Origin of the sequence: Collimonas sp. PA-H2 (assembly GCF_002564105.1) — a bacterium.
In the GTDB taxonomy this organism is placed as follows: Bacteria; Pseudomonadota; Gammaproteobacteria; order Burkholderiales; family Burkholderiaceae_D; genus Collimonas.
The window spans coordinates 2,275,012-2,293,589 of the sequence record NZ_PDBX01000001.1 but is presented as its reverse complement, the minus strand read 5'-3'; the positions used below and the strand labels follow the sequence as shown (position 1 = coordinate 2,293,589).

General features: G+C 60.6%; 18 protein-coding genes. 9 read left to right on the top strand and 9 right to left on the bottom strand.

From position 1 onward, the window contains the following. Nucleotides 1-11 precede the first annotated feature (11 nt). Complete coding sequence (locus tag BCF11_RS10460; RefSeq protein WP_098497429.1) at nt 12-641, bottom strand: histidine phosphatase family protein; 630 nt, start codon at nt 639-641, stop codon at nt 12-14. A gap of 128 nt (nt 642-769) precedes the next feature. Here BCF11_RS10460 and BCF11_RS10455 point away from each other — a divergent pair, with 128 nt between their 5' ends. Next, nucleotides 770-1,075, top strand: a complete 306-nt coding sequence (locus BCF11_RS10455; RefSeq protein ID WP_143751295.1) for a DUF4258 domain-containing protein — start codon at nt 770-772, stop codon at nt 1,073-1,075. Between the two features lies 1 nt (nt 1,076). Then, nucleotides 1,077-1,535, top strand: coding sequence for a DNA-binding transcriptional regulator (locus BCF11_RS10450; RefSeq protein ID WP_098494685.1), 459 nt, complete (start codon nt 1,077-1,079; stop codon nt 1,533-1,535). Nucleotides 1,536-1,806: 271 nt separating this feature from the next. On the opposite strand, the gene BCF11_RS10445 is transcribed toward BCF11_RS10450, so the two are convergent. Beyond that, nucleotides 1,807-2,382 carry a TMEM175 family protein gene (locus BCF11_RS10445; protein WP_098494684.1) on the bottom strand — a complete coding sequence of 192 codons (576 nt, stop codon included), beginning with the start codon at nt 2,380-2,382 and terminating at the stop codon, nt 1,807-1,809. A gap of 275 nt (nt 2,383-2,657) precedes the next feature. Here BCF11_RS10445 and BCF11_RS10440 point away from each other — a divergent pair, with 275 nt between their 5' ends. Beyond that, on the top strand, nt 2,658-2,975 hold the full coding sequence (locus tag BCF11_RS10440; RefSeq protein ID WP_098494683.1) for a hypothetical protein: 318 nt from the start codon (nt 2,658-2,660) through the stop codon (nt 2,973-2,975). Between the two features lie 205 nt (nt 2,976-3,180). Here BCF11_RS10440 and BCF11_RS10435 read toward each other — a convergent pair whose 3' ends face one another. The 7 genes from BCF11_RS10435 to BCF11_RS10405 all read right to left on the bottom strand — a co-directional run bounded on the left by BCF11_RS10435 (nt 3,181) and on the right by BCF11_RS10405 (nt 9,296). Continuing rightward, nucleotides 3,181-3,609, bottom strand: a complete 429-nt coding sequence (locus BCF11_RS10435; RefSeq protein ID WP_199110818.1) for a type IV pilin protein — start codon at nt 3,607-3,609, stop codon at nt 3,181-3,183. A 14-nt stretch (nt 3,610-3,623) separates the two neighbouring features. Beyond that, the gene (locus BCF11_RS10430; protein ID WP_098494681.1) at nt 3,624-5,459 is read right to left on the bottom strand and encodes a pilus assembly protein; all 1,836 of its coding nucleotides are present in this window, start codon (nt 5,457-5,459) and stop codon (nt 3,624-3,626) included. A gap of 11 nt (nt 5,460-5,470) precedes the next feature. Beyond that, a complete protein-coding gene (locus tag BCF11_RS10425; protein WP_098494680.1) occupies nt 5,471-5,983 on the bottom strand; it encodes a PilX N-terminal domain-containing pilus assembly protein in 513 nt (170 codons plus the stop codon). Continuing rightward, nucleotides 5,980-6,513 carry a type IV pilus modification protein PilV gene (gene pilV / locus BCF11_RS10420; RefSeq protein WP_098494679.1) on the bottom strand — a complete coding sequence of 178 codons (534 nt, stop codon included), beginning with the start codon at nt 6,511-6,513 and terminating at the stop codon, nt 5,980-5,982. The genes BCF11_RS10425 and pilV overlap by 4 nt, the downstream gene beginning before the upstream one ends. A gap of 216 nt (nt 6,514-6,729) precedes the next feature. Further along, nucleotides 6,730-7,041: a metal-sensitive transcriptional regulator gene (locus BCF11_RS10415; protein WP_098494678.1), complete on the bottom strand. Its 312-nt coding sequence runs from the start codon at nt 7,039-7,041 to the stop codon at nt 6,730-6,732. Nucleotides 7,042-7,113: 72 nt separating this feature from the next. Next, nucleotides 7,114-8,616 carry a sensor histidine kinase gene (locus BCF11_RS10410; protein ID WP_098494677.1) on the bottom strand — a complete coding sequence of 501 codons (1,503 nt, stop codon included), beginning with the start codon at nt 8,614-8,616 and terminating at the stop codon, nt 7,114-7,116. Continuing rightward, the gene (locus BCF11_RS10405; protein ID WP_098494676.1) at nt 8,613-9,296 is read right to left on the bottom strand and encodes a response regulator; all 684 of its coding nucleotides are present in this window, start codon (nt 9,294-9,296) and stop codon (nt 8,613-8,615) included. Before BCF11_RS10405 ends, BCF11_RS10410 begins: the two co-directional genes overlap by 4 nt. 192 nt (nt 9,297-9,488) lie before the next feature. On the opposite strand from BCF11_RS10405, the gene BCF11_RS10400 reads away from it, so the two are divergent. From BCF11_RS10400 to BCF11_RS10375, 6 genes are all read left to right on the top strand, one after another. Beyond that, nucleotides 9,489-10,469 carry a tripartite tricarboxylate transporter substrate binding protein gene (locus BCF11_RS10400; RefSeq protein WP_098494675.1) on the top strand — a complete coding sequence of 327 codons (981 nt, stop codon included), beginning with the start codon at nt 9,489-9,491 and terminating at the stop codon, nt 10,467-10,469. Nucleotides 10,470-10,626: 157 nt separating this feature from the next. Continuing rightward, nucleotides 10,627-11,736 carry an ABC transporter substrate-binding protein gene (locus BCF11_RS10395; protein ID WP_098494674.1) on the top strand — a complete coding sequence of 370 codons (1,110 nt, stop codon included), beginning with the start codon at nt 10,627-10,629 and terminating at the stop codon, nt 11,734-11,736. 195 nt (nt 11,737-11,931) lie between these two features. Next, entirely contained in the window at nt 11,932-13,737 is a 1,806-nt protein-coding gene (locus tag BCF11_RS10390) for an iron ABC transporter permease (protein WP_098494673.1), read from the top strand. Between the two features lie 39 nt (nt 13,738-13,776). After that, nucleotides 13,777-14,856 (top strand): ABC transporter ATP-binding protein, encoded by a 1,080-nt coding sequence (locus tag BCF11_RS10385; protein ID WP_098494672.1) that lies wholly within the window; start codon nt 13,777-13,779, stop codon nt 14,854-14,856. A gap of 243 nt (nt 14,857-15,099) precedes the next feature. Continuing rightward, the gene (locus BCF11_RS10380) at nt 15,100-16,176 is read left to right on the top strand and encodes a porin (RefSeq protein ID WP_098494671.1); all 1,077 of its coding nucleotides are present in this window, start codon (nt 15,100-15,102) and stop codon (nt 16,174-16,176) included. 169 nt (nt 16,177-16,345) lie between these two features. After that, complete coding sequence (locus BCF11_RS10375; protein ID WP_233212437.1) at nt 16,346-18,532, top strand: M3 family metallopeptidase; 2,187 nt, start codon at nt 16,346-16,348, stop codon at nt 18,530-18,532. Nucleotides 18,533-18,578 lie beyond the last annotated feature (46 nt).

The following is an 18,578-nucleotide window of genomic DNA, read 5'->3' as shown; positions in this document are numbered from 1 at the left end:
TCTTTTCTGGATTAGCCGGCGGGACAGGTCAAGGGACGGTTGTTCAACCCTTCCTGGTCGACGCTGAAATTGATTTTGGTGGCGCCGCCATCGCGCACGATGCGCAGCAGGTAAATGCTGTCGAAGTCATTGTCTTCCCAGTGCGGCACGCTGGCGCGGTCGCCGCCGTATTCCACCACGATCTGGCGCGCCAGCTCCTCGATGATCTTGTGCTCCCAGCCGACCACCAGCAGGCTGCGGCGGTATTGCGGCGCCAGCAGCGCGTTGCGCAGGTCGTCGGTCTTGGAAAAATCGATAGCGGCATTCACCGGCATGCCGAAGTAAATGGCGCTAGGTTCGACCGTCGCCAGCGAACGCACATAGTCGTAGCTGGTGCCGTGGTCTTTCTTTTGCGTGGCGGGATCGGGGGCGAAAATGACATCGGGCTTGCCATACTTCGCTTCCAGCACGCGCGGCAAGGCCAGTGCGCGGTTGAGGCCCTGGCAATTCAGCTGCCCGAGGCCGGCTTCGGGTTTTTCGCCGTGGCGTAGCAGGACGATGGTTTGAACGTCGGGGGTTGCGGCAGCGCTGGCTGGCTGCATGCTGCCTAGTATCGAAACGAGGCTAAAAAGCAGGGTTGCACGTAAGGGTAAAAAATTCATAAAGATCCTGAGGATGCGCGCTGCGCGCGCAATCGTAATATTGTCCCGCATCCAACATAGGGATAATACTTAAGCAAGTTTTGTTTAAAATAGACTATCAAAAATCTATAATTTTTATAGTATATTGTATGTCTACTTCCAAGCATCAATGGGAAAAGCTGATCAGGAGAATTGCACAGGACACTGAGTGCGTCTCCTTTTCCAGACATGCTCTCGGCCAGATGCGTGTACGCAAGATAACACTCTCGATGGCATTGGATGTGCTTAGAAAAGGAAAAATTGATCTGGAACCGGAGGTCGACATGAAAACCGGCCATACTTGCTGTCGAATGGAAAGATATACTGCGGGCAAAGCCGTCGCGATGGTAGTTGCCTGTGAAGATGAACATGCTCCCGATTGCATCGTAGTCACGGCATTTGTCGTCAGGAGCTGATATGTACCACTTTACAGACGGGGGACTGCGTAACGTTTGGCTGGCAAACGGATACCGTATCAAAAACACGCCGTACGGCGAAACGGTGGCGATTCAAAATATAGACGGCCTGGTAGCGGCAATTGCCAGCGCCTTGATTCGCAAGAAATCGACACTTGGCGGCACCGAGTTCCGGTATATCCGCACCGCCATGCTGATGTCCCAGGCTGCTTTGGGCAAGGCCCTTGGACGAACCGAGCAAGCCGTAGCAATATGGGAAAAAAGCGGCCATATTCCAAAATATGCAGATTCGCTGATACGCGTTTTGTATGCCCTGCAGGCGAATGGGGATGAAAAAATAAAAAACATCATCCATGCCATCAATGACTCGGAACGGACGATCCAGCTGATCATGAAGGAAACTCCCAAGGGCTGGTCATCGAAGGAGTCGAGCAAGGGTGAACTCCATCTCACGGAGTAGGGACAAGCCGAGGATCAGGAAATCGTGTCAAACTCCTGTCATATTCTCTCGTTAAGATACGTACATCTACCTGTCCTAGCTTATCGGATATGTGAGTAGATTCATTCATAGCCTTGTCACTTTGCAGATAGCATTGGATGGCTAGAATCTCCTCACATATCGGTAATTCCAAAGCCTCGCCAACCGCGAGGCTTTTTTACATCCAAGCCCGGCAATCGCCGATAGGAGTAGCGCATACAGGCCGGGTACGATCACAAAAGAACTACCGCTTTCAGCTGTTGATCACTTTTTCAATGCGGCGATCCGGGATCAGCCACATGATGGCGACCAGCACGTACAGCCCCAACCCGATCCAGCGGTTCAGAAAACTGAGCGGTATCGCCAGGGCATAGCCGAGCACCGAGATCTTGCCCTTGAAATCGCTGCCGACGGCCTTGGCCAGGGCAGAGTCCTTGCCATGCAGCTTGATCAGCATGCGGCTCAGGATGTAATAAGCGACGCCGGCCATCATCAGCACCACGCCATACAGGGCGACCGGCACTTCCGAAAAATGATTTTCCCCCATCCAGCCGGTGGCGAAGGGAATCAGGGAGAGCCAGAACAGCAGGTGCAGATTGGCCCATAGCACCGAGCCGTTGATCTTTTGCACGGCATGCAGCATGTGATGGTGGTTGTTCCAGTAGATGCCGGTGTAGATGAAACTCAGTACATAACTGACAAACACCGGGTAGATCAGCCACAGCGCTGACAGGCTGGCTTCGTGCGGCACTTTCAATTCCAGCACCATGATGGTGATGATGATGGCGATGACGCCATCGCTGAAGGCTTCCAGACGGCCCTTGCCCATGCGTGCTTCCTTTATTGTTCTGGATTGTCAGACTGCCCAGGCAGCGGGCGCCTGGCGGCGATTGTGCACCGATACGCTTCTCTGTGGACCGTGCCAAATAAGGCGAATCAGGAAAATGACATGCTAACCCGCATTAATTTTTGCCACAATAAATTACTTAACGTTACACTTGTTGCCTCTCGGAATAACATTGACGCGCGCTAGCCCGTAAACTGAGGCTGTGAAATGGCGAAATCGCTGCAGATAGATTGGCAAACAGGAAATCAGATAATCAAATGAAAAAACTTTTAGCATGTCTGGCGTTTGGCGCCATCGCCGCAGGTGCATGCGGCAGTGCGGCTGCCGGTGTGAATGTCGGTGTCGGCATTTATGTGCAGCCGCCGCCGCAACCTTACTATCCACCGGTAGTGCAGTACGAACCGCGCTATGTGCCGGCGCCGGTATATTACCCGCCGCCGCAGCCGGTCTATGTAGAGCCGGGCTGGCGCGAACACCGTGAATGGCGCGAGCGGCGCGACGAAGATTGGCGCCGCGACGAGTGGCGTCGCCGGGAAGGATGGCACGAACATCATCGCCACCATGACGACGATTGAGTTTCAATCCAGCTAAGGGCCCGCTAGGTAATAAGTTGGGCGGTTGTAGCTGGATGCGATGCAAGGCGCTCGGCGCGCCGCAATGCGAGCACTGCAACCGGTGGGCAATGCAGCAGCGCGCCAGCTACGGCCAGCACAAATGTTCAACTTATTGCCTAACTGGGCCTAAGATCCGACTCTGACTAGCCCGCGTTCAGCGGGCTTTTTAACGTCCCCAGCACTCTGCCAACGGAGCGGTATTGCCGATCAGCCCGCGCGCGCCGGTATGGTCCAGCGTCAGGGCGCCGCATGCATCCGCACGGATTGGCGTCGCCCTCAGTTCATAGCTTGTGGCCTGGGTTTGCCCAGTTGCCAGGCTGATCACATACTTTGCCGTCCCGCTCCTGGGCGACTGATCCAGCCCCGCAGGCAAGACCGGGATCTGGCCATCGGCGCCGAGATAGCTGTGCTGCACCGAGAAGCGGCGTTCCATCCAGCTGGCAGCTTCCAGCAACACTGCGCGCGCGGCGATGCGTTCGCTGCGCCGGACATGTTGGCTGTAGCTGGACAGCGCCATGCTGCTCAAGATGGCGACGATCGCCACCACTGCCATCAACTCCATTAGCGTGAATCCCCGCGCGCAATGCCTGTCCATATGACCCGGCCCCATTAGCCGGGATCGACAACAGCCGCAGGCACCGGCAATTGGCGCCAGGTCCGCACCGGGGGCTGGGTTCCCGGATTGATATCGACCGCATGCGGCGAGCCGTCACGGCCGGCGATCACCAGCTGCTTGCGGCCATCCGGCAGCTTGATGAAAATCGGCGTGACGGTGGAGGCGGGCACTTCGACCAGCGCGGCATTTTTCAGATGCCCGATGAATGCGCCGTCGCTGCTAGCGCCGCCGGTGTGGTAGTCGAGCGCAAGCAGGTAGGACTTGTCGCGCGCAGACGCATAGGTCAGCAGCCACAAGACGCCATCGATGATTTGCAGTTTGCCGATGACATAGCCGAGCTTTTCCGGCAGGTCGACATACCAGCCGCGCGACACGCCCCAATTGACGCCATTACTACTCAGCTGCCATGTGCCATCGCTGCCTTCGCTCAGCATCTGCTGCTGCAACTGTTCTCTGCCGCTGACGGGGCCGCTCCCGGCCTTGTCCCAGATGCCATACAGGCTTTGCTTTTGCGCCTCGCCTGGAATCCTGCCATCGCCGGGTTTGCCGCCGCTGAACATGACTAGGGAGCCGCCTTTGGCATGCTGTTCAAGCAAGGACTGCTGCGCGATCGATTGCGGTTTGCCGCCGTTGTCGGCAGCGATGAACAGGGGCGCCTTGCTGAAAGCTACTTGCCAGCGCTGAGGTTCAACCGCGCTCAGATCGACTTTCCAGAGCCGGCCTTGCAAATCGCCGGCGTAGACTGCACTGACGCCGCGCTGCGGATTGAATACCAGCGCCGGTGTCGCCAGGCCGTTCGGTGCTTCGGCATCTCCTGCGCCGATGGTGATTTTTTTGATCAAGCCTCCATCGGACAACTCGACCAGATACAGCACGGCATGCAGGTTTTCGCTTTGGTAGCCGTTGCCATAGATTGCAGCCCAGGCGCCGTTCGCCAGCCGAACGGCAAACGCTTCCCCGATCAGGTACCCCATGTCGCCATCGCTTGCTCCGCTGCCGTCGTCTTCATCACTGCGTTGCCACAGCAGCGCCGCGGGAGCCGGCGGCGCGCTGACATCAAGCGCAAACAAGCTCTTGGCGCCGCCGCCCGTTGCGCCCAGCAGGATGGTCTTCCATGCTGCGCTGCCGGCGGCGCCCAGATAAGCGTCGCCAACGCTGAGCAATCCATCCACGAACGGACGATGGATGTAGCCAGCTTCGCTTAATTGAGGCAGGGCGTCGAATATCGCGCCTGACACAAAGGCGCTGGTTTCGACGCCGCTGAGGGCATCGAACGCATGCAGCATGCCGTCGTTGGCGCCGACGTAAAGCATGGCCTGGCGCCGCTTCTTGCTTTTGACATATTCCTGATAGGCGTTGCCGCCGGCGCCGCCGGGGAGGAACTGATACGCGGAATCGGACAGGCCCACATACAGCGGCGCGGAATACATGATGTCGCCCAGCTTGCCTTGGCGATTGCGGAAGCTGCCGACGCCATGCTTGGCTTCCAGCGCGTCATTGCCTCTCAAATACTCCAGCAGATATTCAGAAGACAATACGGTTCTTTGCGCCTCGTCCAGCTGCTGCCATTCGAATGCAATCGCATTGGCGTTACCTGAGGCCGTACCGATGCGGCGCGCCTGCCATGGCGGAATCAGATCGGCGGCATCCCACCGGGCGACTTTGGCAACGCCGCCTGCGCCAACCGGATAGGCTTGCACATGTCCCAGCCACGAGCCCGCTTCATAGCTGCCAACATAGACGAAGGGCGGTTCATCCGGCGTCTCCGTAGCTCGGGCAGGGGCCAAGACCAGGACGATGGCGCAGATGCAAAGAAACAGAGGGTTCATGAGACGCCGGCTCAGAGGAGCAGATAACTCTGCAACAGAACTACCGCCGCATTGCTGGCGCCGACGCCGCGCGCGGTAATCCGGAAGGCTGGCCGCGGCTGCGGTGCATATAGCTGGAATTGCAGGTCGGCATCCAGCTCCAGGTGCTCGGCCAGGCAGCGGGCCGGTGCTGCCGGCGCAAGGCCCTCAGTGCCGATGCGAGGCACCGGAATGGATATCTTGTCGTTGCGCCAGCTGTCGGCCATTTCCCAGTAATGCATGCCGTTTGCGCCGTCCGCCGCAACCGGTCCCTGCCTGAGCTGCGGAATCGTAACCGGCGTCAGCTGCAGTTGATTCTCGCAAAAGCGCAAGGCATGTTCGGCGGCCTGGAATGCCAGTTGCCGGCTACCGGCATTGGCAGCCATTTTTTCTTCCAGCAGCGCAGTGTTCAGGGAATTGAAGCCAAGAAAAGCCATGACCAGTAGGCTGATCAGCAGCATCGGCAACACCGCGCCGCGTTGGAGGCAAGGGGTAACGCGCTTCATGGCAGGAACGCGGTAGCGAAGCAGGCTACATCTTTATAGCTTGCAGGATCGGCGGCGAGCGGCTGGCAATTTTCAGCAAACAGGCCGCCCGGGACGCTGGCGTCGCGGAAGTACACCCGTATTGTGAAACCGCGGCTTACCGAACCGTTGATCTCGCCCCAGCCTCCCGTCAGCGCGCCGCTGAGGCGGCTGCGCCAGTCATGGATATCCTGTGCCGCCAGTTCCTGCGCCGTGCAGCGGCCAGGATCGAAGCAGGCCGGCGCCGGCGCATCCAGTACCGGATAGACCTGCCCGGGCAGATTGTAAGCGCCCTCGTGCGCGCCGCGGATATTGGCGCGCACCCGCTCGGCAAGATCGGCGCCGAACTGGCCGGCAGTGGCGCGCAAATGCGCCGTCTTTTGATAGCGCAGGGCCGTGGTCTGCATGTCGATCAGGGCAAACATGGCGAAGGCGACGATTACCATCGCCACCAGCACTTCTATCATGCCGATCCCCGACTGCGCAGCGGGACGATTGCCGACCATGATCATGCCTTACTCCTTTTCAGCGCGACATCTTGTGAAAGGAATTATAGGAATGACACGGGGTTAAAGAAATAAGGGATGCACCTAAAGTTCGCCGGCAGCATCCGGTCGACCTGGTAGGGTGGGTAAGTGTTTTTTGCCCGCGCTTTGCTTAGACGCATCCGCGTGGGCACGGAGTGCCCACCCTACGTGATTTAGGAGTGCGTCAATGCAGAGGAATATTCAGCCGAACTTGTCCAGCAGCGTTGCCAGATTTTGTGCGCTCTGCAAGGCCTGCTCCGGCGTGGCGGCGGCTGCGCTGTGGGTGACGATGGCATCGGTCAGCAAGGTGATGAAGGCGCGGTCCAGCGCCTTGCGCGCCGCCGCCAGCTGCTGGGCGACGCTGTCGCAATCGGCCGGCACGGCGGCATTGGCGATCAGTTTCTGCACGCCGCGGATCTGGCCCTCGACCCGCGCCAGCCGGTTCAGCAAATCCTTCTTCTGCGCATCTGTCAGCGCCGTGCCATGCACCATCTTGATGGATGTATCGCTCAAAGCCAGTCTCCTTTACCAGGAATATTATGCGGGTAGCTTACCAAGGCCGAGGCAAAACGCAAGCGCGCCAGCTTAAGCGGTATGCGGGGATGAAGATAAGGGAAAGCTCAGCGTGACTTTCAGGCCCATGCCGCCACCGTTACCCTCGCCGGCGTCGGCGTCGGCAAGCAGGATCTGCGCGCCATGCGAGCCGGCGATATCGCGCACGATCGACAAGCCGAGACCGGCGCCGCTGGGATTCTGCTGCTGCGCCGACGGCGCCCGGTAGAAAGCCGAGAATACCCGTTCGCGATCTTCGGCAGCGATGCCCATGCCGCTGTCTTCCACTTCCAGCAACGCGCGCCGCGCCGCAGCGTCGTAGCGCACGCGCAGGATGACCTTACCACCCGCCGGCGTATAGTGAATCGCATTGTCCAGCAAATTGCTGACCAGTTCATGCAGCAGCAAGGCACTGCCGTCCACCACCAGGTCCTGGCCGGCATCGAAGGACAGGTCGATCTGCTTCTTGACAGCCGTGAGCGCATGTTCGAGCCCGACCTGGCGCGTGATGTCGGTCAGCGACACCGGCGCCACGCCGCTCTCGGCCACGCCATGCTCGGCGCGCGCCAGCGTCAGCAGGCGGTTCGCCAGATGCACCGTGGCGTCGGTGGTGCCGGCGATGCTGGCGACGATTTCGCGCATGTCTTGCCAGGCGCGCGGGTCATTGGGATGACGGTCAAGCTCACGCATGGCCAGCTCAGCTTGTGTTTTCAGCACCGTCAACGGCGTGCGCAGCTGGTGCGAGGCATCGGCGATGAAGCGGCGCTGGCCGCTGATCAGCGTCTGCAAGCGCCCCATATAGCCATTCATGGCGACCACCAGCGGCCGCACTTCCTTGTGCACCTGGTCGGCGTCGAAATCGGCCAGGTCGGTGCTGGCGCGCGCTTCCACCGTCGCTTTCAGCTGCATCAGCGGGCGCAGCACGAAGCGCACCGCAAACCATACCAGCAGCGCCGCCACGCACACCAGCAAGCCTTGCCGCCATAAGGTGCTGAACAGGATCTTGCGGGTCAGGTCGCTGCGCGCATCCATGGTTTCGCCGACCTGGATCAGGGCGATGCCGCGCATCGAGTCGTCGTAGACCGGCTGATAGAGGGCGGCGATGCGCACCGGCTGGTTGTGATAACTGGCGTGATAGAAGCGCACCAGCGCCGGATAGATTTCCGAGCGCGGCACATCGGGCGGCAGCGCCGGCAAGTCTTCGTAGCCGGAGACGAATTCACCCCGGGTGCCGGTGACCTTGTAGTAGATGCGTCCCAGGGTGTCGGTTTCAAAGCTGTCCAGCGCGACGTAGGGGACGTCTGCAACGACTTTACCGTCGACCACCGACACGCGCTCCGCCAGCGCGCGGGTAGAAGCAAGCAAGGCACGGTCGTACGCCAGGTCGGCCACATCGAGCGCATTGCGATAAACCGAAAAAGCATCCAGCGCCACCAGCAGCAGCAATGGGATCAACAGCCAGCTCAACAGCTGGCTGCGCAAACTTCCCAAGGATTTTGCGGGTTTGGCGGCGGCAGGACTGGCTGGCGCATTCATTTTACGACGGCGACTTCCAGCAGATAGCCGAGGCCGCGCAAGGTAGTGATGGCGACCGCTTCGGCGTCGGTGCGGACCAGCTTCTTGCGCAGCCGGTGGATATAGATTTCTATCGCATCGGGATTGGCGTCGTCGACCAGCGAAAATACTTCATCGAACAATTTTTCCTTGGACACTACGCGGCCGGCGCGGCTGATCAGCACTTCCAGCACCGCATGTTCGCGCGGTGTCAGCGCCAGCGCCGCACCGCCGTAGCTGAACATGCGCGTGACGGTATCGAACTGCAGCGCGCCGCAGCTGTAGACCGGCGCCTCGCCGCCTTGCGCCCGCCGCAGCAAGGCTTTGACGCGCGCTTCCAGCTCGACCAGCTCGAAGGGCTTGGCCAGGTAATCGTCGGCGCCCAGGTTCAAGCCTTGCACGCGATCCTGCAAGCCGCCGCGTGCGGTCAGGATCAGCACCGGCGTCTTGCTGCCGCGCGCGCGCAGGCGCTTCAAGACTTCCAGGCCATCCATCTTCGGCAGGCTGAGGTCGAGTATCACTAGTGCATACTGCTGGGTGTGCAACAGGCTGTCGGCGTCGGCGCCGTTCATGGCGCATTCGACCGACCAGTGGGCATCTTGCAATGCCTTGGTCAGCCAGCGCGACAGCTCGACATGGTCTTCAATCAGCAAAATCCGCATGGCTTCGGGCAGTCGGGATTAAAAAATGAGGACGTTAATACTCACACAGAAAACCGCTGTTGGCAAAATGTGAGTGAAAGGAAAATGAAAGACTGGGGCCGCTATGATGCAAAAAAACGTATAAAAACCCGGTTTCACCCCTGCCGCCGACCAGGCGCGCAAGAGGCATAACAACAGAATGGGTAGGAGACAATGAATTCCGCAATCGCCAGGATTTGTGCACTCGCTGCACTCGTCACATTTGGCACATTCGGCGCGCAAGCAGCGCCGCTGCAATGCCTTGCCCCGGCCAAGCCGGGCGGCGGCATGGCTGTCACTTGCAAGCTGATCCAGAAAGGCTTGCAGATACCGGCCGTCGCCGAAGCGCAGGAAGGCTCCCTGAAGATCAGTTACTTGCCGGGCGGCATCGGCGCCGTCGCCTGGAATTCCATCGTCAGCCAGCGCCGCGCAGAAGCCGATACGCTGGTGGCGTTTTCCGGCGGTTCGCTGATGAACCTGGCGCAGGGAAAGTACGGCGATGCCGACGTCAGCAATGTGCGCTGGGTAGCGGCCATCGGCGTCGACTACGGCATGATTGCGGTACGCCACGATTCTCCCTATAAGACACTGCGCGACCTGCTGGCCGCACTCAAGAAAAACCCGGCCCAGGTCACGATAGGCGCCGCCGGCACCGTCGGCAGCCAGGACTGGCTGAAAATCTCCATGCTGGCCAGACAAAGCCAGATCGATCCCAAGACCTTGCGCTTCGTCGCCCTGGAAGGCGGCGGCGAAGCCTTCACCGCCTTGCGCGCCGGCCATGTGCAAGTAGTCTCCGGCGACGCCTCGGAAGCCACCCTGCATTCGCTCGATGGCGAGATCCGCATCCTTGCCGTGCTCTCGGAACAGCGCCTGCCGGGCGCGCTGGCCCAAGTGCCGACTGCACGCGAGCAGGGCTTGGCGGTGAGCTGGCCAATCATACGCGGCGTCTATGTCGGACCGGAAGTCAGCGATGCCGCCTACCAGCATTGGGTCAAGCGCTTCGACGCCATGATGGCGACCCCTGAATTCACGCAGCTGCGGGCCGCCACCGGGCTTTCATCGTTCGCCATGAGCGGCGACCAGCTGACTGCTTATATAAAGAAAACCGTTGAAGACTACCGCAAGCAATCGGACCAGCTCGGCTTGATCAGATAAACCTCGGATAAACCCCGCCGCGGCTTCCAGCCCGGTACCTCTCCCGCAAGCGACACCAAGTGGCAGCCACACCCGGCAGGCCGGTGCTCGACTGTTGCCTGCGGCTTTTAACCATGGATTCATCAGCAGCACCCATAACCATCAGGAGACGACACCCATGTTGATCAAAAAACCTTTAAAGCCATTGACTGCCGCGCTCGCGGTTCTCTCATTCAGCCTGGCGCTGAACGCTTCCGCACAAGCGCCGGCAGGCTATCCCGCGGATTACGGCAAGGTCATCGATGGCGCAAAAAAGGAAGGCAAGCTGGTGATCTACAGCGCCACCGATTCCAAGGCGGCGGAACCATTGATCAAGGATTTCAGCGCGCTCTATCCCGGCGTCAAGGTGGAATTCAACGACATGAACTCGACCGAAGTGTATAACCGCTTCATCTCCGAAGCCGCCGCCGGCGGCGCCACTGCCGACGTGCTGTGGTCATCGGCGATGGACCTGCAGTTCAAGCTGGTCAGCGAAGGCTACGGCGCAGTCTACAAGTCGCAGGAAGCGGCAGCGATCCCGACCTGGGCCAACTATAAGGACAGCGCCTACGGCACCACTTTCGAGCCGCTGGCGATCGTCTATAACAAGCGACTGGTAAGCGCCGACGAAGTGCCGTCCACCCATGCCGACCTGGTCAAGCTGCTCAGCACAAAGGCCGACAAATTCCGCAACAAGGTCACCACCTACGATATCGAAAAATCCGGCGTCGGCTTTTCCTTCATCACCGAGGATGCGCAAATCAATCCGCAATTCTGGGACCTGGCCAAGACCTTCGGCGATGTCAGCATCCGCGTGCAGTCCTCCACCGGCACCATGCTGGAACGGATTTCCTCGGGCGAAAACCTGATCGGCTACAACGTCATCGGTTCCTATGCGCAAGCGCGCGCGGCCAAGGATCCGTCGCTGGGCGTGGCCTTCACCAAGGATTACAACCTGGTGCTGTCGCGCGTGGTGTTCATCAATAAATCGGCCAAGAACATGAACGCCGCCAAGTTGTGGGTCGACTACCTGCTGTCGAAGCGCGGCCAGACCATCATCTCGACTGAATCGCAGCTGTATTCGCTGCGCTCGGACGTCGGTGGCAACGCCACCGTGGCTGGCCTGACCACGCAACTCGGCAATGCGCTCAAGCCGATTCCGCTGACCCCGGCCCTGCTGCAATACCTGGACCAGAGCAAGCGCCTGGCTTTCCTGAAACAGTGGAAAGCCGCGGCGGGTAAGAAATAACTCAACGGCGTCTAGGCGACCCCGCCTCGTCGGCCACGAGCCAGGCGCCCCCGTCATTCCCGCGCACGCGGGAATCCATTTTTGCTTATTTGACTTACTAACCTGGATTCCCGCGTGCGCGGGAATGACCGGGGCGCGTAGCCGGCGGCACACAGCCGGATTTCTACGACGCAGATCTTTCTGCAGGGTACAACAATGACTTCGATTTCTCCTTCCCATCCGCTGGCCAGCCGATCCCGGCTGGCGCGCCTCAACTGGCCGCGCGGGCTGGTGGTCACGCTGGCGGCGGTGGCGATTTTCCTGCCGCTGCTACTGATTTTCTATCAAAGCTTTTTATCCGCGCCGTTTTTCGCGCCGGTCAAGACCCTGAGCCTGGAACCGTATCGCTTCATCTTCGACGATCCGGATTTCCGCCAGGCTTTCATTAACGGCCTGCTGCTGGCCAGCGGCCTGGCATTGATCGCGGTGCCGCTGGGCGGCATGCTGGCCTTCCTGATGGTGCGCACCGACCTGCCGGGCCGCAACTGGATCGCACCCATGCTGCTGGTGCCGATTTTCGTTTCGCCGATGGTGATCGCCTTCGGCTATGTGGTGGCGATGGGGCCGGTCGGCTTCTATACCGTATGGATGCAGGACCTGCTGCGCATGATGGGCATCGAGGCGACGCCATGGAATGTGTACGCCTTCCCCAGCATCGTCATCATCGCCGGTCTGACCCACGTGCCACACGTTTACCTGTACGCCTCGGCGGCGCTGAAGAGCCTGGGCGCCGATGTCGAAGAAGCGGCGCGCGTGGCCGGCGCTTCGCCGCTGCAGGTGGCGCTCAACGTGTCGCTGCCGATGATCATGCCGGCGCTGGCGTATGCCGGCGTGCTGGTATTTTTCCTCGGCTTTGAAGTATTCGGCCTGGTGCTGGTGCTGGGCGATCCGGAAGGCCACCTGGTGCTGCCGACCTATCTGTACAAGCTGACCAACAAGCTCGGCACGCCTTCCTATCACCTGATGGCAGCGGTGGCGGTGTGCCTGGTGGCGGTGACCCTGCCGCTGGTGATGATACAGCGCTGGCTGCTGCGTTCGGCCAACAAGTATGTCTCGATCAAGGGGAAAGGTGCGCGGCAGAAGGCGCTGCCGCTGGGGAAATGGAAATGGCTGGCGTTCAGCCTGATCGCCGCCTGGCTGATTTTCACCATCGTGATTCCGCTGTCCGGCATCGCCTTGCGCGCCTTTGTTTCGCACTGGGGTTACGGTGTCTCGCTGCTGGATGCGATGACCTTGCAGCACTTCCGCGATATCTGGGAACAGCCGGCGCTGGTGCGCGGCATCGTCAACACCATCCTCATCGGCGTGATCGGCGGCGCGATTGCGGTGGCTTGCTATTGCTGCATCGCGCTGGCGATGCATCGCAAGGCCGACGGCATCACCCGTTTCCTCGACTACAGCGTGCTGATTCCGCGCGCCGTGCCGGGCTTGCTGGCCGGCCTGTCGTTCTTGTGGGTTTTCCTGTTCGTGCCGTCTTTCCTCGACAGTTTTCTGAAGGGTTTCGACAACGTGGTCGCCAACTGGCTGGTGGAAAATTTCATTCCGCAATTGCGCGAGCTGCGTTCCACCATTTTCTCGGTGTGGCTGGCGTATTCAGTAGTGTGGCTGGCCTACGGCTTGCGCCTGATCACGACGGCGCTGCTGCAGATCGGACCGGAGCTGGAAGAAGCCGCGCGCGCAGTCGGCGCGCGCCGTTCGCAAGTCACGCGCGACGTCACCCTCCCGCTGGTGCGCTACGGCGTGCTGGGGGCCTGGCTGATGGTGTTCCTGATCTTCGAACGCGAATACTCCACCGGCGTGTATCTGCTCTCACCCGGCACCGAAGTCATCGGCGCCCTGATCGTCTCGCTGTGGGCTTCCGGCTCGGTCGACCTGGTGGCGACGCTGTCCTTCATCAACATCACGCTGGTGGCCATCGGCCTCGGCATCGCACTGCGCTTCGGCATCAAGTTGCACGACTGAGCCGCACGATTAAGCATCACGGAAAAACAGGAAATCATCATGAGCGAATTAAGTGTCAACAACCTGCATCTCGACTACGGCAGCGGCGCCAGCGCCAATCCGATTCTCAAAGGCGTGTCGATGGAATTGCAGCGCGGCGAAGTGGTCGCCCTGCTGGGCCCTTCCGGCAGCGGCAAGACCACCTTGCTGCGCGCCGTGGCAGGCCTGGAATCGCCGAAATCCGGCAGCATCCAGATCGGCGAACGCATCATGTTCGACGGCCAGCGCAAGCTGGAAATCCCGGCCGAAGAACGCAATCTCGGGCTGGTGTTCCAGTCGTATGCCTTGTGGCCGCACAAGACCGTGTCCGACAATGTCGGCTACGGCCTCAAGCTGCGCAAAATGAGCGGCAGCGATATCGCCCAGCGGGTCAAGACCGTGCTTGGCCAGCTCGGCCTCGGCCACCTGGGCGAACGCTTTCCGCACCAGCTGTCGGGCGGCCAGCAGCAGCGCGTCGCGATCGCCCGTGCGCTGGTGTACAACCCGCCGGTGATCCTGCTCGATGAGCCGCTCTCCAACCTCGACGCCAAGCTGCGCGAAGAAGCGCGCGCCTTCCTGCGCGAGCTGATCGTGCGGCTCGGCCTGTCGGCGTTGATGGTGACCCACGACCAGGCCGAGGCGATGGCGATCTCGGACCGCATCCTGCTGCTCAACAACGGCAAGATCGAACAGCAGGGCACGCCGCAAAGCATGTATGAAACGCCGGATACCTTGTTCACGGCGGAATTCATGGGCAGCAATAACCGCTTGCCGGCCAGGCTGCTGCAGCGCGACGGCGCCCAGGCCTTGTTGCAGGTCGAAGGCGGCAACGTCACCGCCACCTTGCGCGGTAACGCCGCCGCCGGCGACGCCAAGGAAGCGGTCGCCATCATCCGCGTCGAACAGGTCAACATTTCCGCTTCTCCGGTAGAGAACAGCATCAAGCTGCCGCTGGCCACCTGCATGTATCTGGGCGACCGCTGGGAATGCGTATTCCGCAACGGCGACGACAGCAGCGTCTTGCGCGCTTACGCGCGGCAGCGCCTGGCGCCGGGTGAGTACTGGCTGCAGTTGCCCAATGATGCGCTGTGGGCTTTCTAGGCAGGGTGGGCGCCTGTGCCCACGCAGTGCCGCGGACATTGGTGTCCCGGACGTTCGTGTCCCGCCACCTCCGCGTGGGCACGGAGTGCCCACCCTACGAGAGCGATGGATAGACAAGATTTGTCATGATTTAAACAAGTACCAGTAAGCCATAGGGAAAGGGGGGAGCTCACACAACAGCCTTTGTGCAGCTGCTCGGCATTCGCACAGCCAACAAAAAAATACCACAATGGAGGAAGCAACATGAACAGAAAACACCTGGCGGCCGCAACCCTGGCCGCGCTCGGGGCAATCACGTCCGGCGCTTACGCGCAAACCAATGTCAGCATCTACGGCATCATCGATACCGGGGTCGAATATGTCAATCACGCCAATGCCAAGCAGGACAGCTTGGTGCGCATCAGTTCCGGCGCGATGAATACCTCGCGCATCGGCTTTCGCGGCAGCGAAGACCTGGGCGGCGGCCTGAAAGCCGTGTTCCAGCTGGAAAACGGCTTCAAGGTCGACACCGGCGAGTTCGACAGCGCCGGCGTGCTGTTCAACCGCCAGGCCAATGTCGGCCTGGAAGGCAGCTTCGGCCGCCTGGTCATCGGGCGCTCGTTCACCACCACCTATGACTTCATCCTGCCTTTCGATCCCATGGGCTATTCGGGCCAGTATTCCTGGGTGACTTCGGCCGGCGCCACCGGCGGCCGCAAGGATGGCATGCCGACCAATCTGTCGAACATTCTCAAGTACCAGGGCAAGTTCGGCGGCTTCAAGCTGGGCGCCACTTATGGCTTCGGCGAGACGGCCGGCAGCACCAGCGACAGCGCCAAGTACGATCTCGGCGTCGGCTATGAAAACGGTCCGTTCCGGATCGCCGCCACCTTCGACCGCGTCAACAGCGCCGCCGCCAGCGCCACCAGCAGCGCTTTCGACAAGGCTACCAGCATCCACCTGGCCGGCGACTACCAGCTCAATGGCAATCTGGACTTGAACCTGGGTTATCGCAACTACAAGAAGACGCTGGCGTCGAACGCGCCCGACCTGCGCAGCGATTTCTTCTGGGGCGGCGCCAGCTACAAGGTGACGCCGGTAGTGACGCTGATCGGCGCCATCTACTATCAAAACATCAAGAATGTCGCCAGCGGCAAGGATGCCGATCCGATCATGTATTCGGTGCGCGGCAAGTACGCGCTGTCGAAACGCACCGACCTGTACCTGAGCGCGGCCTACGCCAAGGCCAAGAACCAGCAGCTGGTCGGCCTGTCGCGTGACGATATCGCCTACGGCAGCAGCCAGACCGGCGTGATCGGCGGCATCCAGCACCGCTTCTAAACCTGCAGCAAGCGGGCCGGGATGACGCTGGAATATGCAGCGCCATCCCAGCCTGCATTTACCTGGCTTGCGCCCGGAAAAGCCAGAAAAAGCCTCATCCACTCTTCATGAATGCGGCGTAAAATGTTTCGTCAGAAAAACAATTGCCGTACTCACTCCAGGAGAATAGATGCAAGTTTCGACGAAACGTATCGCGGTATGCGGGTTGATGGTGACTGCCGCCGTAAGCCTGATGGCTTGCGACGTGCCGACCAAGGCCTCACAGAACGCCGCCACCGCCAGCGCAGCGTATGCCGCATCTTCGCCGTTCGCGCAGATCAGCTCCCTGCCTTACAACCTGCCGCCCTTCGACAAGATCAAGGATTCCGACTACCAGCCTTCGTTCGAAGCCGGCATGGCGCAGCAGCGCCAGGAAGTCAGCGCCATCGCCGCCAATCCGGCCGCGCCCACCTTCGACAATACGATCGTGGCGCTGGAACGCTCCGGCCAGATGCTGGGCAGGGTCAAGGAAGTCTTCTTCAATCTGATCAGCGCCAACACCAGCCCGGTGCTGGACCAGACCCAGCAGGATATCGCCCCCAAGCTGGCTGAGCATGAAGATGCGATTTTCCTCGATCCTGCCCTGTTCGCCCGCGTCGAACAGCTGTACCAGCAGCGCGCCGGCCTTGGCCTCGATCCTGAATCGCTGCGTCTGCTGGAGCGTTACCGGACTGACTTCGTCAGGGCCGGCGCGCGCCTGTCGCCGGCGGAAAAGGATAGGCTGCGCAAGATGAATCAGCAGCTTTCTTCGCTGACCACGCAATTCCAGCAAAACCTGCTGAAATCCAGCAATGAAGGCGCGATCGTAATCGACAAGGTGGCCGACCTGGACGGCTTGTCGGCAGAGAGCATCGCCGCCGCCGCGCAAGCCGCCGCCAGCCGCAAGCTGGAAGGCAAGTGGCTGATCACGCTGCAAAACACCACCGACCAGCCGCTGCTGGCGCAACTCAAGAACCGCCAGCTGCGCGAGCGCATCTATAAAGCCTCGATCAACCGCGGCGACGGCGGCGCCGGCGACAACGTCGGCAATGTCGCCCAGATCGTCAAGCTGCGGGCGCAGCGCGCTGCCTTGCTGGGTTATCCGAACCACGCAGCCTATGTGCTGGAAGAGGAAACCGCCGGCACTCCGGCCGCGGTCAACAAGATGCTGGCGCAGCTGGCGCCGCCCGCCAACGCCATCGCGCGCAAGGAAGCGGCTGCCATGCAGCAGCTGATCGAACGCCAGGCCAAGGCTAGCCATACCAAGCCGTTCAAGCTGCAACCGTGGGACTGGGGCTTTTACTCGGAACAGGTGCGCAAGGCGCGCTACAGCTTCGACGAATCCCAGATCAAGCCTTACTTCGAACTCAACCACGTGCTGCAGGAAGGCGTGTTCTACGCTGCCCACGAACTGTACGGCGTAACGTTCAAGGAACGCACCGACCTGCCGGTATACCAGCAGGATGTGCGCGTCTTCGAGGTGTTCAATGAAGATGGTTCGGCGCTGGGCCTGTTCCTGTTCGATCCGTTCGCGCGCGACAACAAGCAAGGCGGCGCCTGGATGAATAACTATGTGTCGCAGTCGCGCCTGTTCGGCAGCAAGCCAGTGGTGTCGAACAATATCAACATCGCCAAGCCGCCGGCAGGCAAGCCGGTGCTGCTCAGTTTCGACGAGGTCAACACCCTGTTCCACGAGTTCGGCCATGGCTTGCACGGCTTGTTCTCGAACGTCGAATATCCGATGTTCTCCGGCGCCTCGGTGCCGCCTGACTTTGTCGAGTATCCGTCGCAGTTCAACGAAATGTGGTCGCACGATCCGCAAGTGCTGGCGCACTACGCCAAGCACTACCAGACCGGCAAGCCGATGCCGCGGGCGCTGCTCAACAAGTTGCTGGCGGCGCGCAAATTCAGCGCCGGCTACGATACTTCCGAGTATCTGGCGGCGGCGATGCTGGACCAGTCCTGGCACCAGCTGTCGACCAACCAGACGCCGGATGTCACCGATGTGATGGCGTTTGAAACCAAGGCGCTGGGCAACGCCAAGGGCTACGTGGTGCCGCCGCGCTATCACACGACGTACTTCTCGCACGTCTTCTCCAACGGCTACTCCGCCGGTTACTACGCTTATATCTGGAGCGACGTGCTGGCCAAGGATACCGAGCACTGGATGAATACCCACGGCGGCCTGAAGCGCGCCAATGGCGACCTGCTGCGCGCCAAGGTGCTGTCGCGCGGCTTCAGCGGCGATCCCAGCGCCTTGTTCAAGGATTTCTACGGACGCGGCCCGGATGTCGGGCCTTTGCTGGAAGCACGCGGCCTGAGCGGCGCTGCCAAATAGTTGCAGGGAAAATGTAAAACGGGGCAGAAATTCTGTCCCGTTTTTT